The sequence below is a fragment of the Deinococcus sp. KSM4-11 genome (assembly GCF_004801415.1).
GTDB lineage: Bacteria > Deinococcota > Deinococci > Deinococcales > Deinococcaceae > Deinococcus.
In genome coordinates this window covers 146,408-167,493 of sequence record NZ_SSNX01000001.1, presented here as the reverse complement: position 1 = coordinate 167,493, position 21,086 = coordinate 146,408, and the positions used below count along the sequence as shown (strand labels likewise).

Here is a 21,086-nt window from a genome sequence, read left to right as displayed (position 1 = left end):
TACGGTTCGCTCCAAGCCAGCCCACAGGTGGCGAAGGAGACCCCCATGAACACGCGTACCCGCACTGCCATCGCCGCCCTCGTCCTGACCGCCCTGCTCGCCGCCTGCGGTGGCAGTCAGGCGGGCACCAACACCCCCCCGCCCGGCCAGACCGGAGGAGGTCAACCCGATCAGGGTACGCCCTACACCATGACGGGTACCGTGAAGAACGCTGCCGGCCAGCCCATTGCCGGAGCTGAAGTCTGGGCGGACAACACGCTGTACTACAACATGAACGCGCTGGGCACCACCGACGCGCAAGGCCGCTACACCGTTGCGCTTCCCAGAGATCAGATCGGCACTTGGCGGGCCGGAGGGCGAGTGCGGACGAAATACGCGGGGCAGTGGTATGACCTGACCCTGGTGCCCGACACCGAGGCGGCCTTCGCCACTGACGCCGGTGCCATCCGCAACTTCACCCTGAAAATCTCCGGCGAGATCGCGGGTGGCGGCACGTACGGCGGCAAGCTCTACCCCTATGCCGGCGGCGACGGGGACTTTGACCTGAACCGGGTGGAATTCACCCTGACGCCCGACGGCCCGCTGATCGACGGCAGCGCTGGGTCGGTGATCAGGCGTTTCCTCGACGACCGTATGGTGCGCGACATCCCGATCGGGAAGTACGTCGTGACAGCACGCTATGTCCCGCCGAGCGGCCCCTCCCGCCCGATGGTACTGATGGGCCGCGACGAGGACGTGTATTCCTCCAAGACCACGATCACCTTCCACGAGACCCCGGATTACGGCCTGTTCGCCGATCTCACCGTGAGCCTCGCGCCATGAGCGCGCCTCAACTCTGGCGCGTCGCAGTTGATCCCCGCCCCGCCTGGATGACCAGGCCGACAGGAGTTCCCATGAAACGATTTGGTATCCACCACCAAGCCGCCGTCACACTCGCCGCTGCGCTCCTCGCAGTCACCCTGGGCGCGTGCGGTGGAAGTTCAGCCGCTGGCGGTACCCCGCCGCCCACACCCCTCCCGACGCCGGGCGGCACGTCGACCATGCCCGCGGCACTCCAGGGCGAGTGGCAGGCCGGCGAGGCCTCCCCCATCGGGTACTACGATCCCTCGAGCGGGGCGTGGCAGGGCGCGACCGGCAGCAGCTTCATCCTGAAGCTGCACGCGGACGGCACCTACGCGTACACCGGGCTGTTGGCCGTGGGGGGCGGTTCCTGCCAGAGCAGGATCCTGAGCACCGAGCGGGGGAACGCCACCTTCAGCGGGACCCGCATGACGTTCACGCCGACGGAGGGGGACGTGCAGTCCACCGTGTGCGGCGGGCCCGTCAAGCACGCCCCGGTCACGCCCTCGGTGCGCCGCTGGGCACTGAGCATCGACGACGACGGCAAGGAGGCCCTGTACACGCAGACCGAGGACGGCTCAGGGAGTCCGACGGCCTTCCACCGCACGGACCGGCCGGGCACGACCTTCCCCAGGATCGGGATCAGCGGCACCGTCACCGCCCCGGCCGGCCACAGCGTCGCCGGCACCCTGATCGTCGCGTGCTACGCCGAGGATCCCGAGTGCACCAGTCCCGCCACGAAGACCCGGCCGGTGACCGGCAGCGGCGCCTTCACCTTCCCGGCGCTGGAAGACCGCCCGTACCTGCTGAGTGCGATCCAAGACACCAACAACAACGGCGTGCTCGATTCAGGGGATCTGGTGGACATCTACAGCACCACCGACGCTCCCGGCCCCCGGCCCGGCGTGCGACCCCCGGCGCAGGACGTCCGCATGGCACTCGTGACCGTGGACTGACCAGCGTGCACCGCTCTGCCAGAAGGTGGCCTGGGATGGTGGCTCGCCCTGGCGGAGCGGATCACCGGCCGGGTGGTGGGACAACCTGATGCCCACAGGGCCGTGCTCCCCTCCCTGGCATGGAAGACGGCGGCGACGGCCGGTCGCCACCCCCACCCTCTCCCCGGGCCCGCCCGAATCCTCATAGGAGGCCCCATGAACGTCCGTACCCTCGGGATCATCACCATGCTCGGCGCGCCCGCCATGCTCATCAACGCGTTCCGGCACAACTTCGCACGCGTCCTCAATGGGCAGGACGACGTGGTCGGCAACCTTACGTACGTCGTGTTCGCGGTCGGCTGGTTCTGCGCCATGCTGGGCCTGCGCGAGTTGCGCGCGACCGGCACCGGAAGGCTCGGCCGCCTCATCGTCACGCTGCCGCTCGTCACGATCGCGCTCGCCGCCCTCCAGGGGCCGCTCGACATCCTGAACGTGGATAGAGACAGCCCGCTGTACATGGTGACGGATCTCACATGGCCTCTGGGTATGCTGCTGACCTTCGTGGTAAGTGTCGCCGTGTTGATCGCCCGCGTCCTCCCGCTGCCGCACCGCCTCGCGCCGCTGGTGTGCGGGATATCGCTGCCCGTCGGACTCGCGTACATGATCCTCGCGCGGCTCGAAGACCTACCGCAGGCGGAGTTCGCGTGGCACACGGCCATCGGCTGGTTCCTGCTGGGCCTGAGCCTGGCTCGGCCCCGAACGGTACAGCGCCCGGCCCTGCTGGGCACCTGAGCGCCAGAAACACAACGCCGCGCGAACGGGACCCCAGAGTCACTGGGGTCCCGTTCGCGCGGTGAGATGACGCGCAGATCATTGCGCGCCGCGCGTGATAGGAAGTGCCGCAGCGCCGTTTCCCAGATCACGCCTTCGTGGTCGGCGACGGCTGGCGCTGGTGGTGGGCGTATGGCTCGCTCACCGGGGAAGCGGGCAATGCACCGACCACGACGGCGTGGCCTGTGAGTAGTCGGGCAACACACCCGCAGCGAACCCAGTGAGCTCCAGAAGGCGGTTCTCCTCTGACCTACGACCGCGCCGCGGCTCACGCCCTCCACCATGCCCAGTCGAGTTTGGCTGGGCGTTCCCGACCAGCAACCTGCTGAACGACGCCTTCGCGATCGCACAGGCGGTAGCAGGCGAAGCGCGCTTCGCCTGCCCCGTTGCCCTTGACCGACAGTGACCGACAACAAGCGAGTGAATATGGGGCTGAGATAGGGCGAGATGCCGTTGCGGCTCTGCTCACTAACGCGAGATAATGCGACTTAGCGCGAGCTGGACGGTAAATCTCGCGCTTCACACGCGAGAGGTCGTAGGTTCAAGTCCTATACCGCCCACCAACAGGAACCTCGACTGAGTCGAGGTTTTTTCATTGTGTTGTCTATGTCGTGACCGGACCCTTGACCGACATGAGCTGACGGCAGACCTCCAGCTCCCGGTTGCCGCCGGTCACCAGCGCAATTCTCGTCTCGGTCATGGCGTCCTCCCCTGTGAGGTCGGGCCGTCACAGCGTGCCGAGCTGTGGGCCGCCCGGTTCGCGTAGGCGGGCAATGTCCCGCGAGGGCGCGCTGCCGAACAGCCGGCTGTACTCGCGGGAGAACTGCGACGCGCTCTGGTAGCCCACCTGCCGGCTGGCCGTCGTGGCGTCCACCGGGGACGACAGCATCAGCTGCCGCGCTTCCTGGAGCCGCACCTGTTTCTGGAATTGAAGGGGGCTCATGGACGTCACCGCTTTGAAGTGCGCGTGGAAGGTGGACACGCCCATGTGCACGAAGTCCGCCAAAACCTCGACTTCCAGCGGCTCGTCGTAGTGGGCGTGAATCCAGTCGATGGCGCGGGCGATGCGGCCCACTCTGGACTCCACCTGTCCGAGCTGGGCGACCTGCGCGCCGATGGGACTCAGCAGGAGCCGGGTGAGCAGTTCATCCACGATCAGCGGGCCGATGAACGCTGCCTCTCGGTCTTCCCGCATCACGTCCAACAGTCGGGCCGCCGCGTTCATGACAGCGGCGTTCGAGGGCGTCAGATGCACGCCACGCTGATGGTGCACGGGCGGCAGACCGTGCGGGAAGAGCTTGAGGCTCAGCGCCGCGATGCGCGGCGGATCCAGGTCGAGCTTGAAGGTGAGAAACGGCTCGGCCACACTGGCGCGCGTCACACGGAAGGCGATGGGCAGGTTGACGGCGTACACCATCAGGCGTTGCGGATCGTATTCGTAGGTGTCCGGGCCGACCTGCACGCTCTTGTTGCCTTGCGCCACCAGACACAGGGCCGGGCGCTGCACATTGTGCTGGAGGTGCTCGTGCACCCGCGCCCTGCGCGCCACCGACACGCCGGGTACACGCAGGGGAAAGTCCCCGTCGTATGGGGCGTGGAGCCGGATCAGCCCGGCCAGCCGGGACAGGTCGTCGGACGGTGTCACCTGGCCCGCTCCCGGGAGCCGTGCGGCAGGGGTCGTCATGCGGCGGCCTTCCTCACGTGCCGTGGTACTGCTGGTCGGTGACGTGTTCCAGCCACACCACGGCGGTGCCGTCCTGCGCTTCCTGGATGGCGAGGTGCGTCATGGCTGTGGTCGGCGCCGCGCCGTGCCAGTGCTTCTCGCCCGGCGCGAACCACACCACGTCTCCCGGCCGGATTTCCTCGATGGCACTGCCCTCGCGCTGAGCGCGCCCCGCGCCGCTCAGCACGATCAGGGTCTGGCCCAGGGGGTGGGTGTGCCACGCGGTGCGGGCGCCCGGCTCGAACGTGACGTTGCTCCCGGCGGCGCGGGCGGGAGCGGGAGCCGTGAACTGCGGATCCAGACGCACCGTGCCCGTGAACCACTCGGCGGGTCCCGGGGTCGACGGCCGCGTGCCTGCTCGTGTGATCTCCATGACTGATCCTCCTTGAAAGACTTAGGTCTCTGGTGAGCGGGCGTTCACATCGCGACGCCCGCCAGGGGTCGTTACGGGCGCAGCAGCGTCTTGATGGCGCGGCGCTCGTCCATCGCGCGGTAGCCCTCGGCCACCCGGTCGAGCGGCAGCGTCAGGTCGAACACCCGGCCTGGATCGATCGTGCCACCCAGCACCAGGTCGATCAGGTGCGGCAGGTAGCGACGCACGGGCGCGGGGCCACCATGCAGATGCACACCGGAGAAGAACAGTTCCAGGCCGGGCAGGGCCACGCCGTGCGATACCCCGACGTACCCGACGTGTCCACCGGGGCGGGTAGAGCGCACGGCCTGCATCATCGACTCCTGCGTCCCGACCGCCTCGATCACCGAGTGGGCACCCAGGCCGCCCGTCATCTCCTTGATGCGGGCCACGCCCTCGTCGCCGCGTTCGGTCACGATGTCCGTCGCGCCAAACGTCAGGGCGAGGCGTTGCCGATCCCCGTGGCGGCCCATCATGATGATGCGCTCGGCGCCCATCTCCTTTGCGGACAGCACGCCCAGCAGGCCGACTGCGCCGTCCCCGACGACCACCACCGTCTTGCCCGGCCGCACCTTGGCCGCGGCGGCGGCGAACCAGCCGGTGCCCAGCACGTCGGAGGTCGCGAGCAGGCTGGCAATCAGGTCGTCCGACGGCACGTCCGGGGTGGCGATCAGGGTGCCGTCCGCGAGCGGCACCCGCAGGTAGGGGGCCTGCGCGCCCTCAGCACCGATGGGACGGGCATCGACGCAGCGGCTCTGGTACCCGTCTTTACAGATGGGACAGGTGTTGTCGGACGCGAAGAACGAGCCGACCACGAACTGGCCGGGCTTCACCGTGCGGACATCGCGGCCGACCTCCTCCACGATGCCGCAGTACTCGTGGCCCATCGGCACGGGCTGGGCGTGGACGTCGTCGCCGCGGTAGGGCCACAGGTCAGAGCCGCACACGCAGGTGGCGACCATCCGGATGATCGCGTCGGTCGGTTCGAGGATGGCCGGATCTGGACGCTCCTCGTACCGGATGTCGTGGGGGCCGTACAGCATGGTTCCTTTCATGGGTGGTCTCCCTGGTGATGGGGTCGGGCGAGGTGCCGACATGGCGCCCGGCGGAGGTAGGGACATCGGCGGCGGCCCTGTGTCGCGGCCTTACGGCGCGGTGAACGTGACGGTGACCTGGCCGTCCCCCACGGCAGCCGCCAGCCCCGCCGGATCATCAACGCGCCCGAGTCGGGTGTAGGCATACGTCGTGGGAAACGAGCGGTAGAAGAGCACCAGCGTGCGGGGGCCGTACAGCATCAGGTCGCCCGCACGGATGGTGCCGGGGTTCGTCGCGCGGGCGGGCAGGGCCGTCTGGAAGTCGAAGAATTTCTCGTTGCCGTTCAGCTCGGTCATCGACACGGTGAGCGGGAGCCGGTCGGCGAAAGCCTGGGCCGCGGGCGTGGTCTCGAGCGTGGCTGTGAACGTCGCGGTGCCGATGGTGATCTTCACGTGTGGCCTCCCGGTGGTGGATCGGCTGGCCCCGGCGGAACCACCAGCCGCCGCGGCGACGAGGGCGGCCAGCAGGATGGACTTCCCCCTGTGTAGTGTTCCTCCTGCGGGCCTCACGTGCCGTGCCGTTCCGGGGCATGGCCCGTCGTGACGACTGCGACGCCGCCGGGACGCCTCGCCCTCCAGCCCACCCAGGCGAGTGCTGCCGACACGCACAGCAGCGCCGCGCTGAGGGCGAAGGTGCTGCGGTATCCGCTGCCGTCGTACAGCCACCCGCCGGCGGCCCCACCCAGGGCGATCGCCAGCTGGATCACGGCCACCATCAGGCCGCCGCCGGCCTCGGCGTCGTCGGGCAGCACCCGGCTGAGCCAGGTCCACCACGCGACGGGCGCAGCCGTACTGATCAGGCCCCACCCAGCCAGCAGCGCGCCAACCGGCACGGGCGCGCTGCCGAACACCGTCAGGGCCACGGCGATGACGGCCATGGCGAGCGGCATGGCGATCAGGAGGCTATAGAACCGCGTCCGGAGCAGGACGCCGACCACGACGTTGCCCACCAGACCCGCGCCGCCCGTCATCAATAGGATCAGCGAGAGCGCCGACACCCCGACCTGGGTCACAGACTCCAGGAACGGGCGCAGGTAGGTGTACAGCGTGAACTGTCCCAGGAAGAACAGGGTGACCGCCAGGATACCGACCGGCACGTGCGGCCGGCGCAGGACGCGGAACACCGAAGCGCCCCCGGCACCCCGCGCGGAGGGCAGGGCGGGCAGGCTCACAAACAGCCAGACCACGGTGAACGCCGCGAGGGGCACCACCGCGCTGAACGCGCCGCGCCACCCGATGTACTGGCCCAGGAAGCTGCCCAGGGGCGCGGCGATGGTGGTGGCCAGGGCTCCCCCACCATTGAGCATGCCCAGGGCCCGCGGCACGTCCGGCGCCGGTACGAGGCGCATGACCGTGGCGGCCGACATCGACCAGAAGCCGCCGATCACGATGCCGATCAGCGCCCGCCCGGCCATGAAGACGGCGGCGTTCGGCGCGAGAGCCACCAGTACGCCGGCAACGCCCATCAGGACGGTCAGTGCCAGCAGCACGGCGCGGCGATCGATCCCGCGCGTGGCCGAGGCGATGACGAGACTGGTGAGCACCGCGAAGAGGCCGGACACGGAGATGGCCTGCCCGACCTGCCCCTCGCTCAGGTGCAGGTCGGCGGCGATCGGCGTCAGCAGACTGACAGGCATGAACTCGGAGGCGATCAGGGTGGCGACGCACAGCGTCAGAGCGAGGACGGCGCTCCATCTGGCGACCGTCGGCGCCGGCGTTCCTGCGGTCGCGGGCAGACTGGGTGTGCCTGCGCTCACGATGCCTGCTCGTGGTCGAGCGTGGTGGAGAGCTCTGGAAAGGCGTTCGCCTGCGCGCGGAGCGCTTCGGCTTTCTGCGTCACGCCCTGCACGGCGTCCTTCCCGGCGACCCAGCGCTCGGGCGGCTTCGGGGAGTCGAGCAGTGTGACCAGGGCGCGGGCCAGCTTCGCCGGGTCGCCCGCCTGCCGGCCGTTCATCTCGGCCCACGCGGGGAGGATCTGCCGGGTGCGCTCGGCGTAATCGTCGAGCGACAGCGCAGGCAGGATGGTCGATTCCTTCTCCAGCAGCTGCGTGCGGAAAAAGCCCGGTTCGACGACTGTGATGGTGATCCCGTAGGGGGCGACCTCGGGGCGAAGCGCCTCCATCCAGCCTTCTAGCGCGAACTTGGATGCCGCGTAGGCCGAGGTGAATTCCCCGGCGACCACCCCGGCGGTCGAGGACATCGTGACGACCTGACCGCGGCGCTGCCGGCGCAACACCGGAAGCACCGCGCGGGTGACGTTGAGCGCGCCGAAGAAGTTCACCTCGAGCTGCGCGCGGAACTGCTCGGGGCTGACCTCCTCGAAGAAGCCCGCCTGGAAGCTGGCCGCGTTGTTGATGAGCACATCGATCCGGCCAAAGCGGTCGAGTGCGGCCTGCACCGCCGCCTCGGCTTCCGAGGGCACCGTGATGTCCAACTGCAGGGCCAGCAGGTGCTCGTGCGCCCCGACGGCGGCGGCGACGGCGGCCGGCTGGCGACCGGTGGCGACCACCTGGTGCCCGGCGGCCAGTGCCACGCGGGCGATATCGACGCCCATGCCGCGGCTGCTGCCCGTGATGAAATAGACCTTGCTCATGTGTGTCCTCCTGCTGGTTAGGGCGGTGACTGCTGGTTAGGGCGGTGATGGATTCTTACGTCGCTGCGCGGTGAACCCGTTGCAGTTCTCTCGAGGGTGGGAGCGAGGCCCGCCGGGGCGCTGGCCCTGACGAAGCATGCTGAAGGGGTGAATCACGCTTGAGCGCTGTCGTGATGCGCTGCGCTGCGGTGTCCAGGAGTCGGACACGTGCAGCAAGTGTAGTGGCCCGGACGGACGCCGACTTGCCCAAAGCTCTCGATTACATCCCTGATGCTCTTGACCATTGCTGCGGCGTCAAGCGGAGGAGCAGGTGTTCAGGGACGACGATCGAGCTGATCTGCCCCCCTCGAGACGCTGCGTCAAGACCGGCCCGATCACCATCAGCTCATGGGCATGGGGATTGACGAGGTTGCCGATCACCAGTTCGATGTCGCCGCACAATCTTGGGGTGCAGGCTGTCCTGCGCCGCGGCATCGGCTATGAGCGTTAATACCGCGACTCGTGCGAGTGGATGGCCAGCGCGCTGGAGGCCGCCGACCACGCCCTACCCGCTCCTTGAGGCCCACCCACGCGTCCGGTCACCGCTTTGAGGTGGGGCTGACAGGCCTCCAGCCGTCCTCAACCGCGGGAAGCGGCGCTGGGGTCGATGATCTCTGTCGCGATCTTCCGGAGCGCAGGGCGTATGCCGGAACTCGGGCACGCGAGAGTAGCGGCCGGTGGTTCCCCATCGATCCAGATGCGAACCTGCGGTGCACCCTCCCGTCGAGATCCGGTTCTGACCGGGCGGAGCGGGGTGTAATCGCCTCCGGACGCCCTTCGGTGCAGGGGCATGCAGCGACGGCACTGTTCGTCACAGTCAGCTCCCTCACGCCCTGTTCCGCACTCGGGCCGGACTGGTTCTGCTCACCCCCTGCACTCCGCAGGACGCCACCAGCCACTGGCCACCCACACCTGAACATGCCCTGACATTCGGCGCCTACGGTTCCGTGAGATATGTCACGCTGCTGCTCCCACCTCACCGGCCAGGCGGTTCCATGAACGACCTGCAGCGCCTGGGGCTCGCGGTCATGCAGCCCGCCCTGGAACGGCACGCCGAGTGGCTGATGCAAGGCGCCCGTGACATCGAGTTGCAGGATCTGTGCGAGAGCACCGAACTCATGGAGGGCGACTGGCCGGCCCTCGCCCGGCAACAGGCCGCGCTGCTCCAGCACCATCCGGGCCGCATCGGCGTGCACGCTCCGTTCTGGAACATGCACCTGGACGCCCTCGACCCGCAGATCCGCCGCGTCGTGCAGGGCCGGTACGCCCAGGCACTCGATTTTGCCGAAGTGGTGGGCGGCGAGTGGATCGTCGTGCACTCGCCGTTCTATTTCTGGGGCCACCCGATGGTGCAACACCGCCGCACGCTGAGCCAGGAGATCGGGCTGGCACAGCTCACGCTGGAGCCGGTGGTGGAGCGCGCCGCGACGCAGGGCGTGACCGTCGTCATCGAGAACATCCTCGACCGCGACCCGGCACCGCTGCTGGCGCTGGTGGCATCGTTCGACTCGCTGCACGTGCGCCTGAGCGTGGACACCGGACACGCGCATGTGGGCGCCCAGCACGGCGGCCTGAGCGCGCAGGGCTGGTTGACCCAGACCGCGCCGCTGCTGGGCCATGTCCACGTGCAGGACAACGACGGCAGCGCCGACGAACATCTCGCTCCCGGCGAGGGCACGCTGCACTGGCCCGGCGTGCTGCGCGCCCTGCAGTCCACGACCACCGATCCCTATCTGGTGCTGGAAGTCGTGCCGGATCACGTGGACGCAGCCGTCCGCTGGATCCAGTCGCTGCCCGCACCGAACCCCGTCCCTGAACCTGCCCTCTGACAAGGAGTCCGAAATGAAGAAACTGCCCGTCCTGTCCGCCCTGCTGGTCACCGGTGTCGCCGTTGCGGCCATCGCCCAGAACGCCATTCCTGCCATGATCGTGACCAACGCCAAGAAGGACGCGGGCCTGAACACCATCGCGCTGCCCGAAGACTGGGCGAACTACGGCGAGATCATGAGCACCTTCCAGAAGAAGTACGGCCTGAAGATCACCAACGCCTCCCCGCAGGCGAGCAGCGCCGAGGAACTGACGGCCATGAAGTCCCTGAAAGGCCAGAAGCGCGGCCCGGACGTGATCGACGTCGGCCCGTCGTTCGCCATCCAGGGTGTGCAGGAAAAGCTGCTGACCCCCTACAAGCCGTCCACCTGGGCCAGCATCCCCGACAGCGCCAAGGACAAGGACGGCAACTGGATGGGCAACTACTTCGGCGTGATCTCCTTCGGCGTGAACACCGACGTCGTGAAGAACGTGCCCAAGAGCTTCGCGGACCTGCTCAAGCCCGAGTACAAGGGCATGGTGGCCCTGAACGGCAACCCGACCACCGCCGCCGCCGCGTTCAGCGGCGTGTGGGCCGCCGCGCTCGCCAGTGGTGGGTCGCTCGACAACATCCAGCCGGGCATCGACTTCTTCGCGAAACTCAAGGCCGCCGGGAACTTCAGTCCGGTCGCCGCGTCGCCCGCCACGGTGCAGTCCGGCCAGACGCCCATCGTGATCGACTGGGACTACCTGAACCTCGCGCAGACCAAGGCCATGGCCGGCAAGATCAACTACAAGACCGTGGTGCCCACCGACGGCGTGTATGGCAGCCACTACGCCACCGCCATCAGCGCCTACTCGCCCAACCCCAACGCCGCCAAACTGTGGATGGAATTCATCGCCTCCGACGAGGGCCAGCTGCTGTTCCTCAAGGGCTACGCGCACCCGATCCGCTTTACCGACATGGTCAAGCGCGGCGTGATCCCGCAGGCCATGCTCAATGAATTGCCCGACGCGGCCGTGTACAGCAAGGTGAAGTTCGCCACGCCGGCCCAGACCACCAAGGCCAAGGAAACCCTGTCGGCCAGCTGGCCCAAGCAGATGCAGTAAGCCGCCAGGTCGCTGACCTGCCGCGCCACTGAACGCCGGGCTACCTCCCTCCCGTGGGGAGGTAGCCCGCCCGCTTCATAACCGGCGCATGCTGGAGGAGCAAGCTGGCCTGCCCTTCCCCTGCGTCAAGGAGACCGCCGATGACCCAGTCCGTTCATTCGTTCCCGGAAGACGCCCATGACTGAACTCGACCCCGCCGAGCAGCGGGCCTTCGCGCAGGCGGTCGGGCCGGTTGCCACCCTGCGCCGCCTGTCCCTGCCGCACCTGGACGGCCTCACCTGGCTGTTCGTGGGACCGCTGTTTCTGGTGCTGCTCGCCTTCATGGTGCTGCCCGCGTTCAGTGTGCTGGTCGGCGCGGTGCGCGGCGAGGGCGGCCACTTCACGACGAAGTACCTCGCCATGCTGGGCCAGGCCCAGTACGTGACAGCCCTGAAGAACACCGTCCTCGTCTCGTTCTGGTCGGCGGTGCTGGGTGCCGTGCTGGGCGCGCTGCTCGCGTGGGTGGCACTGGGGCCGCACAGTCCTCCGTGGATCCGCCGGCCCCTGATGTCTTTTTCCGGCGTGGCGTCGAACTTCGCGGGAATTCCGCTGGCACTGGCCTTCCTGATGACCCTCAGCGGCACCGGCGTGATCACCAAGCTGCTGCTGGCCGTGGGCATCAACCTCCAGGCGCTGGGGTTCAGCCTGTTCAGCCTGAGCGGGCTGGTGCTGGTGTACCTGTACTTCCAGATTCCGCTGATGGTGATCCTGTTCACACCTGCCATCAACGGCCTGCGTCAGGAATGGCAGGAGGCCGCCGAGAACCTGGGCGCGGGCCCGTGGCTGTACTGGCGGCGGGTAGGCCTCCCGATCCTGATGCCCTCGCTGCTCGCCTGCGCGACCATGCTGTTCGGGAACGCGTTTGCCACCTACGCCACGCCCTATGCGCTGACGTCGGGGAACATTCCGCTGCTGCCACTGCAGATCTCGGCGGTCATGAGCGGCAACGTGCTCAGCGACCCGCAGCTGGGTCAGGCGCTGGCGCTGCTGATCATCGTGATCATGCTCATCACGACCGGACTGTACGTGTGGTTCGACAAGCAGAGCAGCCGGTGGCGGGTATGACCCGGCGGCCCGGCCTCGGGATCGGCGGGGGCCTCGTCATCCTGCTGTTCGCGCTGTACTTCTTCGCGCCGCTGGTGTCGCTGGTCGTGGCGAGCATGTGGCAGGGGGGCAACCGCTACGACCTCAGCGCATACGGCGGCGTGGTGCAGGAGGAGAACTTCATCGCGTCGTTCAAGCTCTCACTGATGCTGGCCGTCGAGACCATCGCCTTGACGCTGCTTGTCGTGTTCCCGGCGGTGTTCTGGGTGAACCTGCGCGCCCAGCACCTGCGCAGCTTCTTCAACGTGCTGTCGGTGATTGCCTTCATCGTGCCGCCGATCGTGCTGGTGAGCGGCATCAGCGGGCTGTACCGGGGGCCGGAGTGGTTCGTGGGCACGCCGCACTTTCTGGTGGTCGGCTACACCGTGCTGGCGATTCCGTACACCTACCGCACGCTCGACAACGGCATGCGCGCCCTGAATCTCCAGACACTCAGCGAGGCCGCCCAGAGCTGCGGCGCCGGCTGGGGCACCCTGATCCGCCGCATCATCCTCCCGAACGTCCGCGGCGCCGTGCTGGGGGCGATCCTGCTGATCCTGACCCTGGCGCTGGGCGAGTTCACCTTCGCCAACGTCCTGCTGTACCAGACCCTGCCCGTGTACATGAGCTACATCGCGTCCACCCGCGCGAACGAGTCCTCGGCGCTGGCGATCATGGCTTTGCTGTTCACGTGGCTGGCCATGTACATCCTGCTGAACGTGGAATCCCGCGCCGCCCGGAAGACCTGAGGAACCCCATGAGCGAACTGCACCTCTCGAACATCACCAAGACCTACGGCGCCAGCGTGGCCCTGCATCCCCTCGACCTGAGCCTGGAACGCGGCGAACTCGTGACGCTGCTCGGTCCGTCCGGGTGCGGCAAGACCACGCTGCTGCGGATCGTGGCGGGCTTCCTCGCGCCGGACACGGGAAAGATCGTGCTGGGCGGCCGTGACCTGACGCGCACGCCCGCCCGGCAGCGCGACATGGGCATGGTCTTCCAGGCCTACAGCCTGTTTCCGAACCTCACGGCGAGCGAGAACGTCGACTTCGGGCTCGACGTGCGCCGCCTGGGTGCCGACGAGAAAAAACAGCGGGTGAACGAGCTGTTCGAGCTGATCGGCCTGCCCGGCCTGCAGGGCCGCTACCCGGCGCAGCTCTCGGGAGGGCAGCAACAGCGCATCGCCCTGGCGCGCGCCCTGGCCATCCGGCCGCAGGTGCTGCTGCTCGACGAGCCCCTCTCGGCGCTCGACGCCCAGGTGCGCCTGAGCCTGCGCGACGAGATCCGGCGTGTGCAGCAGGAGACCGGAATCACGACCATCTTCGTCACGCACGATCAGGAGGAGGCGCTGGCCATCTCGGATCGCGTGGTGGTCATGGACAAGGGGCTGATCGCGCAGGTGGGCACGCCGGCCGAGATCTACCGCCAGCCGGCTACGCCCTTCGTCGCGGAGTTCATCGGGTCGTCGAGCGGCCTGAGCGGACAGGTCAGCGACCCCGCGAGCGGCGCGGTGCACGTGCCGGGCCTGAACGCACCCATGACCGTGGGCCGCCCTCTGACCGGCTTCGTGGCCGGCGACCCCGTGCGGATCTACCTGCGGCCCGAGGAACTGCGCCTGACGGACACCGCCGGCCGTCTTCCCGGCGACCTGGACGTGCTGGTGCGCCAGATGCGCTTCATGGGGGCCGTGACCCGCGTCAGCGTGGGGGCCGGGGAGCACGAGCTGGATATCGACCTCCAGGGCGCGCAGGCGGAGCGCCTGCACCTGGGCGCGGCGGCGGCGCTGTCCATTCCGCCGCAGGCGGTGCATGTCGTCCGCGACACCCGCTGAAGCGCCGCGCCTGCTGGCCTTCGATCTGGACGGCACGGTGGTCGAGGACGGCGGCCTGCTCGTCCCGGCGCGGACACGGGCGGCCGTCGCCCGGCTGAGGGCACGCGGGGTCAAGGTCGCGGTGATCACCGGTCGGGACGATGTGCCGCCGAACGTCATGGACGCGCTGATACCCGACGCCGTGGCCCTGCATACGGGCTCGCTGATTCTGCGGGGCCAGGAGGTCGTCTATCAGGTTAGTCTCACGGAAGCGGAGATCGCGGCCGTGCGTGCCCTGCGGCCTCCCGGCGGACACCTGCTGGCCCTGACGCGGGAGCGCGTACACGCCGAACTGTCTCCCCTGCCGGATGAAGCAGTATGGCGCGAGCGCTGGGCCCTGGCCCACCGGCCCTTTGTGCCCTTCGAGCCGCTGCCAGCCGATGGTGTAATGGGCCTGTGGTGCTTTCACGATGACATAGGCACATGGAAGGCGAACGTACAGGCGGCCTGCCCGCACCTGGTCATCGTGGGCGCGCAGCCACCGTACGCGGACAACATGAACGTCTCACCGACCGGCGTGGATAAGGGAGCGGCGCTGGCGCGCATCGCCGCAGCGCTGGACGTACCCCTCCGGCACACCTGGGCCTTCGGGGACAGCGACAACGACCTGCCCATGTTCGCCAGGGCCGGGCACGCCGTGCAGGTCGGCACGCTGCCACTGCTGGTGGGACATGCCGGGACGCAGGTCGCGTCACCTGCGGCCCTCGGCGCGTGGATGGAGGGCCTCGCGCCGATGACGTGAAGGAGCGGTTCCCGCTCTGGCTGACAGGTCCCAGCTGGCCATCACCGTCGTCTCGCCGGAAATCTCGTCGAAGCCGGAGGTGCGGATATGCACGGGGCTGTCGTTCATGCCCTGCACGGTCGCCAACGCGTAATCGCGGTCGACTGGGGTGCTGTCACCGGGCCGGGCCTCGCAAGGGCTGCCGCCGGAGCCGACGATGACCTCCCACGCCTTGCCGCCCGCAAGAATCAGGGCGGCAAGGCGTGGGAGATGTGCTTATGTCCGGCGAAGGATGTCGCGCCAGCTCTCCAGATCGGCGCGGTCGGCTGCTGGGACCCCTGCCCTCCCGCCACGTGAAGCAGCCCGCGGTTCTCGTTGCGCTCAGGGCCGCTCCAGTGTGTGCCTTTCGCCCTGTCCTGGTCGCAGGGTCAGGCGCTCGAGGATCAGGTGTTCGAGCACCTGGAGCCGGGCGAGCTGCTGGCGGATCGCCGCGAGCTGTACCCCGGCGGCCCAATCGTCCCCGGGCCACCACAGGATGTGCTTGATGGCGTCCAGCGAGAAGCCCGCCTGTTTGGCCACCCGCAGGAAGCGCACTTCAGCCACAGCATCGGGGCCGTAGCCCCGGTGACCGTGGGCCCGCCGGGTGTGCCGCACCAGACCGGCATCCGTCCAGAACCGCACCACTCGGATCTCCTCACCCGTTTCTGCGGCCAGGCGCCCGATCGTCCACAGACCGTCCGGGTCGTCCGTTCCTGGATCCATCCGCGCTCACGCTCTCAGCGGTCGCGGGATGGAGTCAGGCCAGGTGGCCAGCACCACTGTCGGCGCCCGGTTCGAGGAGCGGGTCACCGCCAGCGCGGCCAGCCGGTCACGGGCCCGCTGGATCAGGGGGGCGAGCGTGCCCTGGGGCTGCGAGCTCTGCACGGCGCGGCCGACGCTGGTCAGGGCGTCCTGGGCGGCGCGCACCTCGGCGGGTCTGACCTGCGGCAGCACCTTCACCTGTCCGAGTTCGCTCTGCGCCTGTTGCGCCGCCCGCCGGCTGGCCGCCACGCTCTCGGCGCTGCCCGCCAGCCCCCGGGCGTACTCCAGTTCCACGATGTCCAGCGCCCCAGAGGCCTGCCGCAGGTGCTGCTCATCGGGCGCCAGCAGGATCGACAGGGTGGCGGGCGGCGCGCTGCTTCGCCCACCCAGAAAGCCGAGGGCGAAGGCCACCACGACGAGCAGGCCGGTGAGCCACACAGGGAGGGACGTGCGCTGCTTGCGGTAAAGCACGGTTACTCCTGGCGCACGATCAGGGCCACCTGGGGTTCCAGGCGCAGGCTGTCGTGCAGTTGTCGTGTGAGCGCGGCGCGGTCATGCAGATGAGCATAGTCGCGCAGTCGCGTGGGCGTCAGAACGGCCACCTGGGGCGCGGTGGTGCCGGCCACGCCCGCGCCGAAGCGGGCCAAGACGTCCGCCGGCGAACCGACCAGCACCTCCGCATCGTCGAAGCGCAGCAGACGCCCACCGTACTGGTCGAGCACCAGCGCCGGGTGCTGTGCCTTCCGGCGCCACAGGATGCGGGTTTCCCGCGCGGCCGTGAACAGGCTGTGGTACTGCCCCCCGAAGACCAGCCGGGCGGTGTCGCCCAGCACCAGCCGGGCCTGGGCGTTGAGCTGGTCGTGGTCGAGCACGCGGGTCTGCGCGCTCAGCGCGTGTGCGCCCACCGCCACGGCCCGCAGCCGCCCCTCCTGCGGCAGGTACGCCGTCTCCACGCGCAGGCTGGCTGGATCGGCCCCCAGCCGCACCGCCTCGTCGCCGACCTCCCGCTCGAGCAGGTCGAGGACGGTCGGATCCTGGCGGGTGACCGTGCGCTCGCGCTCGACCCGGATCACCGCCAGCGCGGCACCGATTGAGGAGATGACGTCCGCCTGCGGCACCGCCTGGAAGGGGACGCCCAGCCGCCGGGCCATGACGGGGCCGAGCACGCTGGCCGCGCCGCCGCCGCCATACAGCGGCAGTCCCTGCAGGCCGTGTTCCCGCGCGAGATCCCGCACCAGGGTGACGAGTTTCTCGGCGCTGGCCTCGAGCACGGCGCTGGCCGCGTCCTCCATGCTGGCGCCCAGCCGCTTCCCGAGCAGGCCCAGCGCCAGCCGGGCACTCTCGGGTTCCCCGAAGGCCCGGCCGTCCTCACCGATGGCCCCCAGCGCGTTGGCAGCGCAGGTGGGGGTGATGGCGAAGCGCTGGCCCGTGGGGGTGCTCAGCAGGGCGTAGCGGCGGCCGTCGTCTGGCTCCAGGGGAAGCTCGACCAGCTGCGCGCCGGCGAGCTGGGCCGGCGGCGTGAAACTGGCATACGGCAGCCCGGCGATGTGCGCGCTGCGCGGGCCGACGTCCTCGATGCGGCGCTTTCCCAGGCGGACCAGGCTGCCCCCGGCCACGCCGGCGATGCGGATGTCGACGGCCCGCAGACCGGTCGGGGCGCCGAGGACGGTCATGTACTTCAGAACCGGCTGGCCGTCCTTGATGGCGCCGATGTTGGTGCTCGTGCCGCCCACCTCGAAGAACACCCCGTCCATCAGGCCTTCGCGCAGGATGCCGCCCGCGAGCGAGGCCGCCGGGCCGCTCACGACCGTGTGCAGCGGGGTTTCCTCGAAGGCCTCCAGGCTCGCGGCGCCGCCGTCGCCACGCACGATCAGCAGCGGCACGCCGGGCAGACGCTGCTCGACCACCGCGCGGACGTGCCGGGCAGTGCGCAGCATGGTGGGCAGGATGCTGGCGTTGATGGCAGCGCTGAGCGTGCGCATCTCCAGGCCGTAGCTGCCGCTCAGCTCGCTCCCGAGGGTGACGGGAAGTCCGAGACTCCGGGCCTGGGCACCGGCCAGCCGTTCTCCGGCCGGGTCGTCCACACCGAAGGCCTCGCTGACCGCCACGGCCTCGATGCCGGCCGCCTGCCAGCCGCGCAGCACGGCGTCGACGCGCGCCTGAAGATCCTCCTGGTCGGATGCCACGAAGGCCCACTGCGCCTTCAGGGCCGCGGGCGCCTGGGTCACTTTCCGGATGCGGCTCTCGTCGCGCCGTTCGCCCAGGGCCAGGACGCCGATCCGGGCGGTGTCGCCCTCGAGCAGGGCGTTGGTCGCCTGCGTCGTGGAGTGGGCGACCAGGATGACCGGCGTGGCCTCGGGCAGCGCGTCGAGCAGCCGGTTCAGGGCGTCCAGCACCCCGGCCGACACGCCGTGGTCGTGATCGTGGGTGGTCGGCACGTGCGAGACGGCCAGAATCTCCCCCGTCATGCCCAGGGCAACCCCCTTGGTGAAGGTGCCGCCGACGTCGATGCCAATCCGGACGGCCGGGGGGGACTCAGTGCCGCTCAAGGCGACCCGCCACCTGTGGGCTGTGGCGCTGGCTCGACCAGCGGACATAGCCGTACCCGGCGGCGTAGACCAGCACCATCAGGGCCTGTGCGGCGAGCGTCTCCACCGTCGGGTGCAGGCCCGTCAGGGCCGAGACGTTGGGATCCAGCGTGGGCAGGCGCCCATAGAGGTTGGTCACGCCGATCCAGCCGGCTTCCTGGAAGGCACGCACGCCGTTGCCGACGAAGGCGACGGCGAACAGGGCGGTCACGCCCACGAGCGCCGGGAAGAGCTTCGCGGTCGGCAGGCGCCGACCGAAGCGAAACAGCAGCATGAAGGTCACCGCGAGGGCCAGGGCGGCCAGACCGATGCCGAGGTACATGTAGTTCAGCACCGGGCCGCTCGCGACGGCCAGCGCCTGATAGAACAGCACGGTCTCGAAGCCCTCACGGTAGATGGTCGTGAAGGTCACCAGACCCAGCGCCAGCAGACTCCCGCTCTGCACGGCCTGGCCCAGGCGCGCCCGCATGAACTCCGCGCTGCGGCGGCGATCCGTCTGCTGGAGCAGGAAGAACGACAGCGAGAAAAGAATCACCACCGCGATGACGCTGGTCACGGCGCTGATCAGTTCACGCGACACCGGGGCGATCGACAGCACGTAGGTCGCCAGCGCCCACGTCACCATCGTGGCCAGGAGCGCGGCCGCCCCCCCCCACCACACCGCGCGGCGCAGGCGACCGTTGCGGCTGCTCTCCAGGTACGAGAAGATCGCGGCCAGCAGCAGCGCGGCCTCCAGGCCCTCGCGGAAGAGGATGGTGAAGCCCCCGGTGGCCGCCAGGGTCGGCGCCAGAACGCCGGTGCCGCTGACGATGCCCTCGGCCTTTCGCAGGCTGTCATTGATGTCGCCGGCGACGCGCTGCAGCTCGGCGACCGGTTGCCCGTCACGCATTCCGTTGCGCAGGTCCGAGAAGCGGTACTCCATCTCGAGGATCAGGTCTGGGTTCAGCACCCGCAGCGGCGGCTCGGCGTACTCGAAGTGGTCGAGGTAGGCGCTGCGGGCCGTGCGGAAGGCCTGCTCCGTGTGCCCCTGAGCGTATTCACGCAGCGACTGCGCGACGAGGTCATGTGCCGTTCGCAACTGCTGAGGGACGTCCACGGCGCCCTGGGCACCGGCGCCGGTGGCGGTGAGCAGCACCAGCAGCAGGGCCACCAGACGCCGGATCACTGGAGCAGGCCCCGCGCGCGGCGCAGGTCGGCCAGGGCCGCGTCCACGGCCGCCGTGAACTGCGCCGGCGTGACCTTGCGGGTGATCAGCTGCCGCAGGGCGTTCTTGAGGGTCTCCTCGAGCTTCAGTTCCAGCGGTTTGTCCTTCACGGCCAGCGGCGCCTCGAGCTGCTCGTAGTGGTCGAGGTAGGCGCTGATGACGGCCTCGTTGGCCGCGTCGGTCATGCCGCCCTGGTAGTGGCTTTTCGCCTGGGCGAGCAGCGCATCGATCGCGTCGAACTCCGCCATGGGTCCGCTGGTGGGGGTCAGGGGATCGCCGCTGATCTCGGCCAGTTCCGTGCGGGCGCGGTCGAGTTGGGCACTGAACGCGGTGGGCTCAGCCTTCGCGGCATGCAGGGTCTTCGCCTGGGCCAGGGCCGCCGCCGCCTGCCCGCCCTGGTCGGCCGGGAAGAGGCGCTGGGCGCGGGTCAGCCAGCCGCTGGCCCGCGCCAGGTAGAACTGGGCGTCCTGATACTCGGCGGGATTGATGATCTGGCCGGCGCGCACGCCTTCGCCATACTCGGTTTTGGTATTGCCGAGGATGGTGGAGATCACGCGCGCGATGTATTTGGGATCCTGTCGGGTGGCCGCCGGCACGGTCGCCAGCGCAGCGTCGACATCTTTGGAAAAGGTGTTCAGGGCGGCCTGCACGGTCGCCGGCACGCGGGTCTTCAGGGCGGCGTCGATCGCCTTGTAGTCCGCGAGGAAGCGGGCGCGCAGGGAGGCGTTCAGATCGGCCTGCACGGCGGCATACAGCTCGTTGGCGGGGTGACCGGCATGCTTGAGCGCCAGGGTCTGGTTGCCCGCTTTGACGTTCAGGAGCATGGCGTCGTAGTGGCCGCGCATCTGTTCGAGGACACCGGCGAACTGCACCGGATCGCGGGGCGCGGCGCTCGCGGTGCTGGCAAGGGCGAGGGTCAGGACAAGGGCGGAGCGGACGGTCATGCCTGGAGCATACGGAATAAATCCGACCAAGGCAATCAGGATAGTATGGATTGTGTAGCGTGGGGTGCTCCGCCTGGACGGAAGGTGGCCAGCGTCGGGTTGAGACTGGCCCTTTGACCGATAGTGACCGACAACCAAGAGGTGAATACGGGGGTGAGATAGGGCGAGATGCCAGTGCAGCCCCGCCCAAGAACGCGAGATAACGCGACCTAGACGGCAAATCTCGCGCTTCACACGCGAGAGGTCATAGGTTCAAGTCCTATACTGCCCAGCAAGGAAACTCCGATCTAGGCGGCGTTTTTCCTTTTACTCCTGCTCGATTCGGCTTGCGTTGTCAGTGGTGGAGCGATTTGTGTACCTGCTTTGAGTGTGGATTCAGAGGTTACCGTTCCTATACGCCCCGGTTGCTGCGCGGCACACGATGAAAGCTGTCACCCTCCTCTCCTCTACCCG

The 21,086-nt window shown here is 69.0% G+C and carries 20 protein-coding genes; 9 read left to right on the top strand and 11 right to left on the bottom strand.

Translation table 11 applies throughout. The features are described 5' to 3' along the window. Positions 1-45: 45 nt before the first annotated feature. The 3 genes from E7T09_RS00875 (at position 46) to E7T09_RS00865 (ending at position 2,567) form a co-directional block, all read left to right on the top strand. Positions 46-822 (top strand): carboxypeptidase regulatory-like domain-containing protein, encoded by a 777-nt coding sequence (locus tag E7T09_RS00875; RefSeq protein ID WP_136387265.1) that lies wholly within the window; start codon positions 46-48, stop codon positions 820-822. Positions 823-893: 71 nt separating this feature from the next. After that, a complete protein-coding gene (locus E7T09_RS00870; protein WP_136387264.1) occupies positions 894-1,796 on the top strand; it encodes a DUF2141 domain-containing protein in 903 nt (300 codons plus the stop codon). Between the two features lie 195 nt (positions 1,797-1,991). After that, positions 1,992-2,567: a hypothetical protein gene (locus tag E7T09_RS00865; RefSeq protein WP_136387263.1), complete on the top strand. Its 576-nt coding sequence runs from the start codon at positions 1,992-1,994 to the stop codon at positions 2,565-2,567. Positions 2,568-3,333: 766 nt separating this feature from the next. Here E7T09_RS00865 and E7T09_RS00860 read toward each other — a convergent pair. The 6 genes from E7T09_RS00860 to E7T09_RS00835 all read right to left on the bottom strand — a co-directional run bounded on the left by E7T09_RS00860 (position 3,334) and on the right by E7T09_RS00835 (position 8,428). After that, positions 3,334-4,290 carry an AraC family transcriptional regulator gene (locus tag E7T09_RS00860; RefSeq protein WP_136387262.1) on the bottom strand — a complete coding sequence of 319 codons (957 nt, stop codon included), beginning with the start codon at positions 4,288-4,290 and terminating at the stop codon, positions 3,334-3,336. A 13-nt stretch (positions 4,291-4,303) separates the two neighbouring features. Then, complete coding sequence (locus tag E7T09_RS00855) at positions 4,304-4,702, bottom strand: cupin domain-containing protein (protein ID WP_136387261.1); 399 nt, start codon at positions 4,700-4,702, stop codon at positions 4,304-4,306. A gap of 71 nt (positions 4,703-4,773) precedes the next feature. Further along, positions 4,774-5,796: a zinc-dependent alcohol dehydrogenase family protein gene (locus E7T09_RS00850; protein ID WP_136387260.1), complete on the bottom strand. Its 1,023-nt coding sequence runs from the start codon at positions 5,794-5,796 to the stop codon at positions 4,774-4,776. Between the two features lie 90 nt (positions 5,797-5,886). Beyond that, on the bottom strand, positions 5,887-6,228 hold the full coding sequence (locus tag E7T09_RS00845) for a cyclophilin-like fold protein (RefSeq protein ID WP_136387259.1): 342 nt from the start codon (positions 6,226-6,228) through the stop codon (positions 5,887-5,889). Between the two features lie 113 nt (positions 6,229-6,341). Continuing rightward, positions 6,342-7,592, bottom strand: coding sequence for an MFS transporter (locus tag E7T09_RS00840; protein ID WP_205746932.1), 1,251 nt, complete (start codon positions 7,590-7,592; stop codon positions 6,342-6,344). Next, the gene (locus E7T09_RS00835; RefSeq protein WP_136387258.1) at positions 7,589-8,428 is read right to left on the bottom strand and encodes an SDR family NAD(P)-dependent oxidoreductase; all 840 of its coding nucleotides are present in this window, start codon (positions 8,426-8,428) and stop codon (positions 7,589-7,591) included. Before E7T09_RS00835 ends, E7T09_RS00840 begins: the two co-directional genes overlap by 4 nt. 1,034 nt (positions 8,429-9,462) lie before the next feature. On the opposite strand from E7T09_RS00835, the gene E7T09_RS00830 reads away from it, so the two are divergent. The 6 genes from E7T09_RS00830 to E7T09_RS00805 all read left to right on the top strand — a co-directional run bounded on the left by E7T09_RS00830 (position 9,463) and on the right by E7T09_RS00805 (position 15,117). Next, positions 9,463-10,296, top strand: coding sequence for a sugar phosphate isomerase/epimerase (locus tag E7T09_RS00830; RefSeq protein WP_136387257.1), 834 nt, complete (start codon positions 9,463-9,465; stop codon positions 10,294-10,296). A 13-nt stretch (positions 10,297-10,309) separates the two neighbouring features. Continuing rightward, positions 10,310-11,383 carry an ABC transporter substrate-binding protein gene (locus tag E7T09_RS00825; RefSeq protein ID WP_205746931.1) on the top strand — a complete coding sequence of 358 codons (1,074 nt, stop codon included), beginning with the start codon at positions 10,310-10,312 and terminating at the stop codon, positions 11,381-11,383. A gap of 177 nt (positions 11,384-11,560) precedes the next feature. Continuing rightward, a complete protein-coding gene (locus E7T09_RS00820; RefSeq protein WP_136387256.1) occupies positions 11,561-12,487 on the top strand; it encodes an ABC transporter permease subunit in 927 nt (308 codons plus the stop codon). Then, a complete protein-coding gene (locus E7T09_RS00815; RefSeq protein WP_136387255.1) occupies positions 12,484-13,254 on the top strand; it encodes an ABC transporter permease in 771 nt (256 codons plus the stop codon). Before E7T09_RS00820 ends, E7T09_RS00815 begins: the two co-directional genes overlap by 4 nt. 8 nt (positions 13,255-13,262) lie before the next feature. Continuing rightward, positions 13,263-14,336: an ABC transporter ATP-binding protein gene (locus E7T09_RS00810; protein WP_136387254.1), complete on the top strand. Its 1,074-nt coding sequence runs from the start codon at positions 13,263-13,265 to the stop codon at positions 14,334-14,336. Further along, the gene (locus E7T09_RS00805) at positions 14,314-15,117 is read left to right on the top strand and encodes an HAD family hydrolase (RefSeq protein WP_136387253.1); all 804 of its coding nucleotides are present in this window, start codon (positions 14,314-14,316) and stop codon (positions 15,115-15,117) included. The genes E7T09_RS00810 and E7T09_RS00805 overlap by 23 nt, the downstream gene beginning before the upstream one ends. Positions 15,118-15,477: 360 nt before the next feature. Here the strand turns inward: E7T09_RS00805 and E7T09_RS00800 are convergent, their stop codons facing one another. Genes E7T09_RS00800 through E7T09_RS00780 form a run of 5 tightly spaced genes read right to left on the bottom strand, consistent with a single transcriptional unit; the run spans position 15,478 to position 20,633 of the window. Continuing rightward, positions 15,478-15,858, bottom strand: a complete 381-nt coding sequence (locus E7T09_RS00800; RefSeq protein ID WP_136387252.1) for a MerR family transcriptional regulator — start codon at positions 15,856-15,858, stop codon at positions 15,478-15,480. A gap of 6 nt (positions 15,859-15,864) precedes the next feature. Then, positions 15,865-16,368: a hypothetical protein gene (locus tag E7T09_RS00795; protein WP_136387251.1), complete on the bottom strand. Its 504-nt coding sequence runs from the start codon at positions 16,366-16,368 to the stop codon at positions 15,865-15,867. Between the two features lie 2 nt (positions 16,369-16,370). Next, positions 16,371-18,446 carry a hydantoinase/oxoprolinase family protein gene (locus tag E7T09_RS00790; protein ID WP_240741548.1) on the bottom strand — a complete coding sequence of 692 codons (2,076 nt, stop codon included), beginning with the start codon at positions 18,444-18,446 and terminating at the stop codon, positions 16,371-16,373. Then, the gene (locus tag E7T09_RS00785; protein WP_240741547.1) at positions 18,433-19,650 is read right to left on the bottom strand and encodes an FTR1 family protein; all 1,218 of its coding nucleotides are present in this window, start codon (positions 19,648-19,650) and stop codon (positions 18,433-18,435) included. Before E7T09_RS00785 ends, E7T09_RS00790 begins: the two co-directional genes overlap by 14 nt. Beyond that, positions 19,647-20,633, bottom strand: a complete 987-nt coding sequence (locus tag E7T09_RS00780) for a hypothetical protein (protein ID WP_136387249.1) — start codon at positions 20,631-20,633, stop codon at positions 19,647-19,649. The genes E7T09_RS00785 and E7T09_RS00780 overlap by 4 nt, the downstream gene beginning before the upstream one ends. Positions 20,634-21,086 lie beyond the last annotated feature (453 nt).

What these genes read in the sequence shown, in the direction of transcription:
- E7T09_RS00875 (WP_136387265.1), top strand. Translation starts at nt 46, where the DNA reads ATGAACACGCGTACCCGCACTGCCATCGCCGCCCTCGTCCTGACCGCC.
- E7T09_RS00870 (WP_136387264.1), top strand. Translation starts at nt 894, where the DNA reads ATGAAACGATTTGGTATCCACCACCAAGCCGCCGTCACACTCGCCGCT.
- E7T09_RS00865 (WP_136387263.1), top strand. Translation starts at nt 1,992, where the DNA reads ATGAACGTCCGTACCCTCGGGATCATCACCATGCTCGGCGCGCCCGCC.
- E7T09_RS00860 (WP_136387262.1), bottom strand. Translation starts at nt 4,290, where the DNA reads ATGACGACCCCTGCCGCACGGCTCCCGGGAGCGGGCCAGGTGACACCG.
- E7T09_RS00855 (WP_136387261.1), bottom strand. Translation starts at nt 4,702, where the DNA reads ATGGAGATCACACGAGCAGGCACGCGGCCGTCGACCCCGGGACCCGCC.
- E7T09_RS00850 (WP_136387260.1), bottom strand. Translation starts at nt 5,796, where the DNA reads ATGAAAGGAACCATGCTGTACGGCCCCCACGACATCCGGTACGAGGAG.
- E7T09_RS00835 (WP_136387258.1), bottom strand. Translation starts at nt 8,428, where the DNA reads ATGAGCAAGGTCTATTTCATCACGGGCAGCAGCCGCGGCATGGGCGTC.
- E7T09_RS00830 (WP_136387257.1), top strand. Translation starts at nt 9,463, where the DNA reads ATGAACGACCTGCAGCGCCTGGGGCTCGCGGTCATGCAGCCCGCCCTG.
- E7T09_RS00825 (WP_205746931.1), top strand. Translation starts at nt 10,310, where the DNA reads ATGAAGAAACTGCCCGTCCTGTCCGCCCTGCTGGTCACCGGTGTCGCC.
- E7T09_RS00820 (WP_136387256.1), top strand. Translation starts at nt 11,561, where the DNA reads ATGACTGAACTCGACCCCGCCGAGCAGCGGGCCTTCGCGCAGGCGGTC.
- E7T09_RS00815 (WP_136387255.1), top strand. Translation starts at nt 12,484, where the DNA reads ATGACCCGGCGGCCCGGCCTCGGGATCGGCGGGGGCCTCGTCATCCTG.
- E7T09_RS00810 (WP_136387254.1), top strand. Translation starts at nt 13,263, where the DNA reads ATGAGCGAACTGCACCTCTCGAACATCACCAAGACCTACGGCGCCAGC.
- E7T09_RS00805 (WP_136387253.1), top strand. Translation starts at nt 14,314, where the DNA reads ATGTCGTCCGCGACACCCGCTGAAGCGCCGCGCCTGCTGGCCTTCGAT.
- E7T09_RS00800 (WP_136387252.1), bottom strand. Translation starts at nt 15,858, where the DNA reads ATGGATCCAGGAACGGACGACCCGGACGGTCTGTGGACGATCGGGCGC.
- E7T09_RS00780 (WP_136387249.1), bottom strand. Translation starts at nt 20,633, where the DNA reads ATGACCGTCCGCTCCGCCCTTGTCCTGACCCTCGCCCTTGCCAGCACC.